The 7363-nt window shown below is 68.5% G+C and carries 8 protein-coding genes; 6 read left to right on the forward strand and 2 right to left on the reverse strand.

The window, feature by feature from the left end; all coding sequences use genetic code 11:
- The first annotated feature begins 88 nt into the window (after nt 1–88).
- Both serB and QMZ16_RS12715 read left to right on the forward strand, forming a co-directional pair.
- Nucleotides 89–967, forward strand: coding sequence for a phosphoserine phosphatase SerB (gene serB / locus QMZ16_RS12710; RefSeq protein ID WP_282603554.1), 879 nt, complete (start codon nt 89–91; stop codon nt 965–967).
- A 4-nt stretch (nt 968–971) separates the two neighbouring features.
- A complete protein-coding gene (locus tag QMZ16_RS12715; protein ID WP_282603555.1) occupies nt 972–1730 on the forward strand; it encodes a TSUP family transporter in 759 nt (252 codons plus the stop codon).
- 134 nt (nt 1731–1864) lie between these two features.
- Here QMZ16_RS12715 and QMZ16_RS12720 read toward each other — a convergent pair whose 3' ends face one another.
- The gene (locus QMZ16_RS12720) at nt 1865–2851 is read right to left on the reverse strand and encodes an asparaginase (protein WP_282603556.1); all 987 of its coding nucleotides are present in this window, start codon (nt 2849–2851) and stop codon (nt 1865–1867) included.
- Nucleotides 2852–3004: 153 nt separating this feature from the next.
- Between QMZ16_RS12720 and QMZ16_RS12725 the strand changes: the two genes are divergently transcribed.
- Together QMZ16_RS12725 and rlmN are read left to right on the forward strand one after the other, a co-directional pair.
- A complete protein-coding gene (locus tag QMZ16_RS12725) occupies nt 3005–3526 on the forward strand; it encodes an invasion associated locus B family protein (RefSeq protein WP_022707919.1) in 522 nt (173 codons plus the stop codon).
- A gap of 129 nt (nt 3527–3655) precedes the next feature.
- Nucleotides 3656–4828 carry a 23S rRNA (adenine(2503)-C(2))-methyltransferase RlmN gene (gene rlmN / locus QMZ16_RS12730; protein ID WP_022707918.1) on the forward strand — a complete coding sequence of 391 codons (1173 nt, stop codon included), beginning with the start codon at nt 3656–3658 and terminating at the stop codon, nt 4826–4828.
- A gap of 46 nt (nt 4829–4874) precedes the next feature.
- Here rlmN and QMZ16_RS12735 read toward each other — a convergent pair whose 3' ends face one another.
- Entirely contained in the window at nt 4875–5696 is an 822-nt protein-coding gene (locus QMZ16_RS12735; RefSeq protein WP_282603557.1) for an LOG family protein, read from the reverse strand.
- 118 nt (nt 5697–5814) lie between these two features.
- Between QMZ16_RS12735 and dapD the strand changes: the two genes are divergently transcribed.
- A complete protein-coding gene (gene dapD, locus QMZ16_RS12740; protein WP_282603558.1) occupies nt 5815–6636 on the forward strand; it encodes a 2,3,4,5-tetrahydropyridine-2,6-dicarboxylate N-succinyltransferase in 822 nt (273 codons plus the stop codon).
- 61 nt (nt 6637–6697) lie between these two features.
- Nucleotides 6698–7276, forward strand: a complete 579-nt coding sequence (locus QMZ16_RS12745) for an exopolysaccharide biosynthesis protein (protein ID WP_282603559.1) — start codon at nt 6698–6700, stop codon at nt 7274–7276.
- Nucleotides 7277–7363 lie beyond the last annotated feature (87 nt).

The raw sequence follows: 7363 nt of genomic DNA on the forward strand, positions 1-7363 counted from the left end.
TCCCGCTGACGGAAATAGGGCCACGGCATCACTGGCGCAAGAAAAAACTTTGGCCTAGACGATGGGCAGTCAGGAAAGGATCGCCCGCATGTTCACCGTTTCGCTGATCGCCGCGCCTGCCGCGGCCAATCTGGACCAGGATCTTCCCGGCGGGCTTGCCGCCCAGTGGCACGGCAGCGATCCGCGCTGGCTTGCCCCCGGAATCGCTGCGGAATTCGACGTGGCGACCGTGCCGTCGGACCTGGACCGGGTCTGGTCGGACCTGCAGCAGATCGGCATCGACCTGGCGATCCAGCCCGCGCAGGGCCGCCGCAAGCGCATCCTGCTGGCGGACATGGATTCGACCATGATCGCGCAGGAATGCATCGACGAGCTGGCCGATGTCGCGGGCGTCGGCGAACGCGTGGCCGACATCACCGCCCGCGCCATGAACGGCGAGCTGAACTTCCACGAGGCGCTGGTCGAGCGCGTCGGCCTGCTGGCCGGCCTGCCCGAGGGCACCATCCAGGAGGTGCTGGCCAGCCGCATCACCATGGCCCCCGGCGGGCAGGTGCTGGTGGCGACCATGCGCGCCCACGGGGCCTATGCGGCGCTGGTCTCGGGCGGGTTCACGGCCTTCACCGAATCGGTCGCGGCGCAGCTGGGCTTCGACGAGAACCGCGCCAACACGCTGCTGGCCGAGGATGGCGTCCTGACCGGCCATGTCGCGCTGCCCGTCCTGGGCCGCGAGGCCAAGGTCGAGGCGCTGGAGGAGATCGCCGCACGGCTGGGCCTGACCCCCGAGGACGTGATGGCCGTGGGCGACGGGGCGAACGATCTGGGGATGATCCAGATGGCGGGCGCGGGCGTCGCGCTGCACGCCAAGCCCGCCGTCGCCGCGCAGGCGCAGCTGCGGATCAATCACGGCGACCTGACCGCGCTTCTCTATCTGCAAGGCTATGCCGCATCCGATTTCGTGACGGCATAAGACCATGCTGGACCTGACATTCGATCTGTTCCTGCTGCTGGTGGCGGCGGGTTTCGCGGCGGGCTTCATCGACAGCATCGCGGGCGGCGGCGGGTTGATCACCGTGCCCGCGCTGATGCTGGCGGGCATCCCGCCCGCGCAGGCGCTGGCCACGAACAAGGTGCAGGGCCTGTTCGGGGCTGGGACCGCCGCTATCAGCTATGCCCGCCGCGGGCTGGTCGATCTGCGCAGCCAGTGGCGGCAGGCGGCCATCGCGGGCGTGGCGGGGGCCGTGGGCGCGGCGCTGATCTCGTCCGTGCCGACGGACGGGCTGCGGCTGCTGCTGCCGGTGATCCTGATCGGCATCGCGCTGTTCTTCGCGCTCAAGCCCGGCCTGAACGACCTGGACCGCATCCGCCGGATGGGGGCGGGGATGTTCGCCGCGACCATCGTACCGCTGGTGGGCTTCTATGACGGGCTGATCGGGCCGGGGGCGGGGGCGTTCTACATGATCGGCTTCGTGACCTTGGCCGGATACGGCGTGCTGAAGGCGACGGCGCATACCAAGCTGCTGAACTTCGCGTCGAACCTGGGCGGGCTTGCCGCCTTCGCGCTGGTGGGCAAGCCGCTGTGGCTGCTTGGCCTTGCGATGGGGGCCGCGCAGATCGCGGGGGCGATGCTGGGCGCGCGGCTGGCCTCGCGGATCGGGGCGCGGCTGATCAAGCCGCTTCTGGTCGCGACCTCGTCCATCCTTGCGGTCCGGCTGATCTGGCAGATGGTCTGATCCCGCGTCGCCGACGCCCGCTCTGCCAAGGGGCGCCGGCCTTCGCGCATCGCGGGACGAGGGGGACGATCCCGTGACCCCAGCCTAGCGCGGGAATGCCACGGTAACGTGACGATTCGCGGGCGGGTCGCAGCTCAGTTCGGGAAGCCGGGCGCAAGGCGCATCTCGCCCGTCGCGATGCCGCGCCAGTTCACGATCGGGTCGGTCAGCACGCGCCCGATGACCGGCGCGTTGCGGTCGATCACGCCCAGATAGCGCAGCAGCGCCGTGATCGCGGCCTCGGAGGCGCGGGTCGCGCCGTCGGTGATCTTCAGCGCAAGGCCCATCCCCTCGTCCGGCAGGATCGCCACGAAGACGGCCTCGGCCCCGGTCTTGGCGGCGACGCGACCGCGGCCCGCGCGCATCAGTTCGGTGCAGACGCGCCCCTCGCCCGCCACCATCTCGGGATGGGTGCGCATCGCATCGACCAGGCGGCCCATCGCGCGACCTCGCAGATCGTCGCGCGGGGTGGCGAACTGCGCCATCGCGCGCGCCAGCCCGGTCAGCGAACAGGCCCAGTTCGGCGCCGAGCAGCCGTCGATGCCGAAGCCCGGGCTTTCCTCGCCCGTCACTTCCTCGAATGCGGCCCGGACGGCCTGCTGCACGGGATGATCGACGCGGGTATAGTCCGCGTCGCCTTTCAGGTGGCGGTTCAGCGTCAGGAAGCCCGCATGCTTGCCCGAGCAGTTGTTGTGCAGCTGCGTGGGCGCATGGCCGCCGCAGGTCAGCCGGTGGCGTTCGTCCCGGTCGCGGGGCAGGTGGCAGCCGCAGCGCAGGTCGCCCTCGGCCATCCCGAGACCGTGCAGCCAGTCGCCGACCGCATCGACATGCATCGCCGCGCCCGAATGGCTGGCGCAGGCCAGCGCCAGCTGCCGGTCGGTCAGGCCGGCGGCATCGGCGGCGCCGCTCTCGATCAGGGGCAGGGCCTGGATCATCTTGCAGGACGACCGGGGCAGGATCACCTCGGAGGGGTTGCCCCATGCCTCGACCACGCCCTGGCGGTCGCAGATGACGGCATGGCCGCGATGCACGCTCTCGCACAGGTCGCCGCGCCACAATTCTATCATTTCGGCTGGTTGCATGCCCCGTCCCCCCTGACAATTGCGCGATATGTGGAAGCATGGCCTTTATCGGCACATGATTTTCGCTATCCTGATCGGAGATGGTTGAAAAGACCACTCCAATCGGGAACAACGCCCGTTGAAGCGGCGAAACGAATGGCAGGAGGCCAGAGCATGTTTACCACCACGCTGCGCGGCATCGGCGCCAGCCTGATCCTGATCGCGGGGATGGGTTCGGCGATGGCGCAGGAATCGACGAATGTGGTCGCCACGGAAGGCGACTGGACGGTCTTCGCCGCGGACAATCCGCGCGAATGCTGGGCGGTTTCGCCCCCGAAATCCACGCTGAACACCAAGGACGGCCAGCCGGCCGAGGTGACGCGCGGGGACATCCGGCTCTATGTCGCGTATCGTCCGGGCCAGGCCGGCGAGGTGTCCTTTACCGGCGGTTATCCCTTCGCGCCCGATTCGACGGTCGAGGTCGATATCGGCGGTCGCAAGTTCAACCTGTTCACCGAAGGCGAGAGCGCCTGGACCGGCAGCCCCTCGGACGACCAGGCGCTGGTCGGCGCGCTGCGTGCGGGCGCGACCGCGGTCGTGACCGGGCGTTCGGCGCGCGGCACCACGACCAAGGACACGTTCAGCCTGTCGGGCATCACCGCGGCGACGAACACCGCGCAGGAACGCTGCAAGTAAGCCGCGCGGCCATTCGGCCACGCCAAGGCTGTTATGCATCCCGGATGGGGCGGATCGGTTGATTTCCGCCCCTCTTTGGCTTATGTGCCAGTCTTCGCCCCATTCACATGCCAACTTACCGGTGATCCCATGAACGCTCCGATCACGCAGGACGTGCTGACCATTCCCCGCAAGCTGCCGGAAGGCGGATTGACGAACATCGTCGGCCTGACCCGCGACCAGCTGCGCGACGCGCTGATCGAGGCCGGCACCCCCGAGAAGCAGGCCAAGATGCGCGTGGGCCAGGTCTGGCAGTGGGTCTATTACTGGGGCGTGCGCGACTTCGCCCAGATGACGAACCTGGCCAAGGACTACCGCGCCATGCTGGCCGAGCGGTTCGAGATCGCCCTGCCCGAGATCGTGACCCGCCAGATCAGCACCGACGGCACGCGCAAGTACCTGCTGCGCATCGCCGGCGGCCACGAGGTCGAGGCCGTCTACATCCCCGAGGAAGGCCGCGGCACGCTGTGCGTCAGCAGCCAGGTCGGCTGCACGCTGACCTGTTCCTTCTGCCATACCGGCACCCAGAAGCTGGTGCGCAACCTGACCGCCGGGGAAATCGTCGGCCAACTGATGCTGGTGCGCGACGACCTTGGCGAATGGCCCGAGCAGGGCAAGCCCAAGGACGAGCAGCGCCTCGTCAGCAACATCGTCCTGATGGGCATGGGCGAGCCGCTGTACAATTTCGACAATGTGCGCGACGCCATGCGCGTCGTCATGGACGGCGAGGGGCTGTCGCTGTCGCGCCGCCGCATCACGCTGTCCACCAGCGGCGTCGTGCCGGAAATCGCCCGCACCGCCGAAGAGATCGGCTGCCTGCTGGCCATCAGCTTCCACGCCACCACCGACGAGGTGCGCAACAAGCTGGTCCCGATCAACAAGCGCTGGAACATCCAGACGCTGCTGGATGCGCTGCGCGACTATCCGCGCCTGTCCAACAGCGAACGCATCACCTTCGAATACGTGATGCTGGACGGCGTGAACGACAGCGACGAGGACGCGCGCCGTCTGGTCAAGCTGATCCGCGGCATCCCGGCCAAGATCAACCTGATCCCGTTCAACCCCTGGCCCGGCGCGCCCTACGACCGCTCCAGCTGGGACCGGATCGAGGCCTTTGCCGACATCGTCTACAAGGCGGGCTATGCCAGCCCGATCCGCACCCCGCGCGGAGAGGATATCATGGCCGCCTGCGGCCAGCTGAAATCCGCGACCGAGCGGGGCCGCAAGTCCAAGGCCCAGATCGACGCCGAGGCGGCGGGCTGAGAACGCAAAAGGGGCGCCGATCGGGCGCCCCTTCGCATTTCCGCGATCAGCAGGGTTTCGGCCAGCCGTCGATGATCTCGATGGCCTCGTCCGCGGTCTCGACATAGCGGATCAGGTCCAGATCCTCCTCCGAGATGGTGCCCGCCTTGGCCAGCGCCTTCCAGTTGATGATCTCCTCCCAGAACTCCTTGCCGAACAGCAGGATGGGCACGCGGGCCATGCGCCGGGTCTGCACCAGGGTCAGCGTCTCGAACAGCTCGTCCATGGTGCCGAAGCCGCCCGGGAAGACGGTGACCGCGCGGGCGCGCATCAGGAAATGCATCTTCCGGATCGCGAAATAGTGGAAGTTGAAGCACAGGTCGGGCGTCACGTATTCGTTCGGCGCCTGTTCATGGGGCAGCACGATGCCCAGCCCGATGGACTGGCCGCCGGCCTCATCGGCGCCCATGTTCCCGGCCTCCATCACGCCGGGGCCGCCGCCCGTGCAGACGACGTATTCGCGGCCATAGCTGTCGAGGCTGCGCTCGGTCATCTTGCGGGCGAAGATGCGGGCCTCGTCGTAATATTTCGACAGCGCGCCCAGGGTGGGCGTGCGGGCCTCGTCGGCGCGTTCGGGTGCGGGGATGCGGGCGCCGCCGAAGATCACCACGGTCGATTCGATGCCGCGTTCGTCCATGATCATCTGCGGCTTCAGCAGTTCCAGCTGCAGGCGCACGGGGCGCAGTTCCTCGCGCAGCAGGAAATCCTCGTCGGTGAAGGCCAGCCTGTAGGCGGGGGCGCGGGTCTGCGCGGTCTGCGGGATGCGCTTGGCGCGGACGACATCCTCGTCGCTGTGGGTAAAGCTGTGGGCGCGTTCTTCTTCGGCCATGTCGTTCATTCCTGCCTCGGTATCTTCCGGCGCATGCCCTGCGCATTGCGCGGGCCATGCGTGACCCTTATAGCCCAGTGGTGACAGTTTCCGTCCCAACCGACAAGAGAGAGCCGCGATGACCGAAGCACTGGAAAACGCCATCGAAGCCGCGTGGGAAGCCCGCGCCGACATCACCAGCGCAACCACCGGAGAGGTGCGCGACGCCGTGACCGAGGTCCTGTCGGCGCTGGACGACGGCAGCCTGCGCGTGGCCGAGAAGCGCGGCGGCGACTGGCATGTGAACCAGTGGGCCAAGAAGGCCGTGCTGCTGTCCTTCCGCCTGAACGACATGGAAGAGATGTCGGGCGGCCCGCAGGGCAGCAACTGGTGGGACAAGGTGCCGTCGAAATTCGCGGGCTGGGGCGAGGCCCAGTGGAAGGACGCGGGCTTCCGCGCGGTTCCGGGCGCGATCGTCCGCCGCAGCGCCTTCGTGGGCAAGGGCGCCGTGCTGATGCCGTCCTTCGTGAACCTGGGCGCCCATGTGGGCGAGGGCACGATGGTCGATACCTGGGCGACCGTCGGCAGCTGCGCGCAGATCGGCAAGAACGTCCACCTGTCGGGCGGCGTCGGCATCGGCGGCGTGCTGGAACCGCTGCAGGCGGGTCCGACCATCATCGAGGACGGCTGCTTCATCGGCGCGCGTTCCGAGGTGGTCGAGGGCGTGATCGTCCGCGAGGGTGCCGTGCTGGGCATGGGCGTCTATATCGGCCAGTCGACCAAGATCGTGGACCGCGAGACGGGCGAGGTCATGTATGGCGAAGTGCCCGCGGGCTCGGTCGTGGTCTCGGGCTCGATGCCGTCGAAGAACGGCGTGCACCTGTACTGTGCGGTGATCGTGAAGCGGGTGGACGCCAAGACCCGCGCCAAGACCTCGGTCAACGAGCTGCTGCGCGACTGACCCTGACGCGAACCGCAGGCCCCCGCGACGCGTTGCGGGGGCTGGCTGCACGAGAGGGGCGATGGACGCGCAGGACAGTATCGAGGATCTGATCGAGCGGATCGGCGAGGCCGCGACGGGCGAGGAGACGAGCCTGCGCGAGGTGGTCGAGGCCCTGGGCCAGAGGTCGCTTGCGGCCTATCTGCTGGTGCCGTCGCTGGCGGTGCTGTCGCCGCTGTCGGGCGTGCCGCTCTTCTCGACGATCTGCGGGGCGGCGATCTTTCTCATCTCGGCGCAGATGCTGATGCGGCGCGATCACCTGTGGCTGCCGGACATCCTGATGCGGCGCAGGCTGCCGTCGAAGCGGCTGGAGGCGGCGGTCAGGTGGATGCGCGCACCCGCGCGGTTCCTCGACCGGATCACGGCGCGGCGCATCGGGTTCCTGGTGCACAGGCCGTTCATCTGGGTGACGCAGGCGATGTGCCTGATCGCGGGACTGGTCATGCCGGTGCTGGAGCTGGTCCCTTTCACCTCGTCCATCCTTGGCGGGATGGTCAGCATGCTGGCATTGGGGATGCTGGCGCGCGACGGGGTGTTCACGATCCTTGGATTTGCCGCGATCGGCGGGCTGTATTCCGGGCTGACGACGCTGCTGCACTGAGCCGCGGCCGATGGGGCGGGTGCGCGCCGGCCCGCCCAACCGCCCCGGCCCCCCGCCCCCGCCCCGCCCCCGCCCCCCGGCGCGCCC

Source organism: Paracoccus sp. PARArs4, from assembly GCF_947311865.1.
Taxonomy (GTDB): domain Bacteria; phylum Pseudomonadota; class Alphaproteobacteria; order Rhodobacterales; family Rhodobacteraceae; genus Paracoccus; species Paracoccus zeaxanthinifaciens.

Coding starts and splice junctions, on each gene's coding strand:
- QMZ16_RS12720 (WP_282603556.1), bottom strand. CDS start 2,851: ATGCAACCAGCCGAAATGATAGAATTGTGGCGCGGCGACCTGTGCGAG.
- QMZ16_RS12745 (WP_282603559.1), top strand. CDS start 6,698: ATGGACGCGCAGGACAGTATCGAGGATCTGATCGAGCGGATCGGCGAG.
- serB (WP_282603554.1), top strand. CDS start 89: ATGTTCACCGTTTCGCTGATCGCCGCGCCTGCCGCGGCCAATCTGGAC.
- QMZ16_RS12725 (WP_022707919.1), top strand. CDS start 3,005: ATGTTTACCACCACGCTGCGCGGCATCGGCGCCAGCCTGATCCTGATC.
- QMZ16_RS12715 (WP_282603555.1), top strand. CDS start 972: ATGCTGGACCTGACATTCGATCTGTTCCTGCTGCTGGTGGCGGCGGGT.
- dapD (WP_282603558.1), top strand. CDS start 5,815: ATGACCGAAGCACTGGAAAACGCCATCGAAGCCGCGTGGGAAGCCCGC.
- QMZ16_RS12735 (WP_282603557.1), bottom strand. CDS start 5,696: ATGGCCGAAGAAGAACGCGCCCACAGCTTTACCCACAGCGACGAGGAT.
- rlmN (WP_022707918.1), top strand. CDS start 3,656: ATGAACGCTCCGATCACGCAGGACGTGCTGACCATTCCCCGCAAGCTG.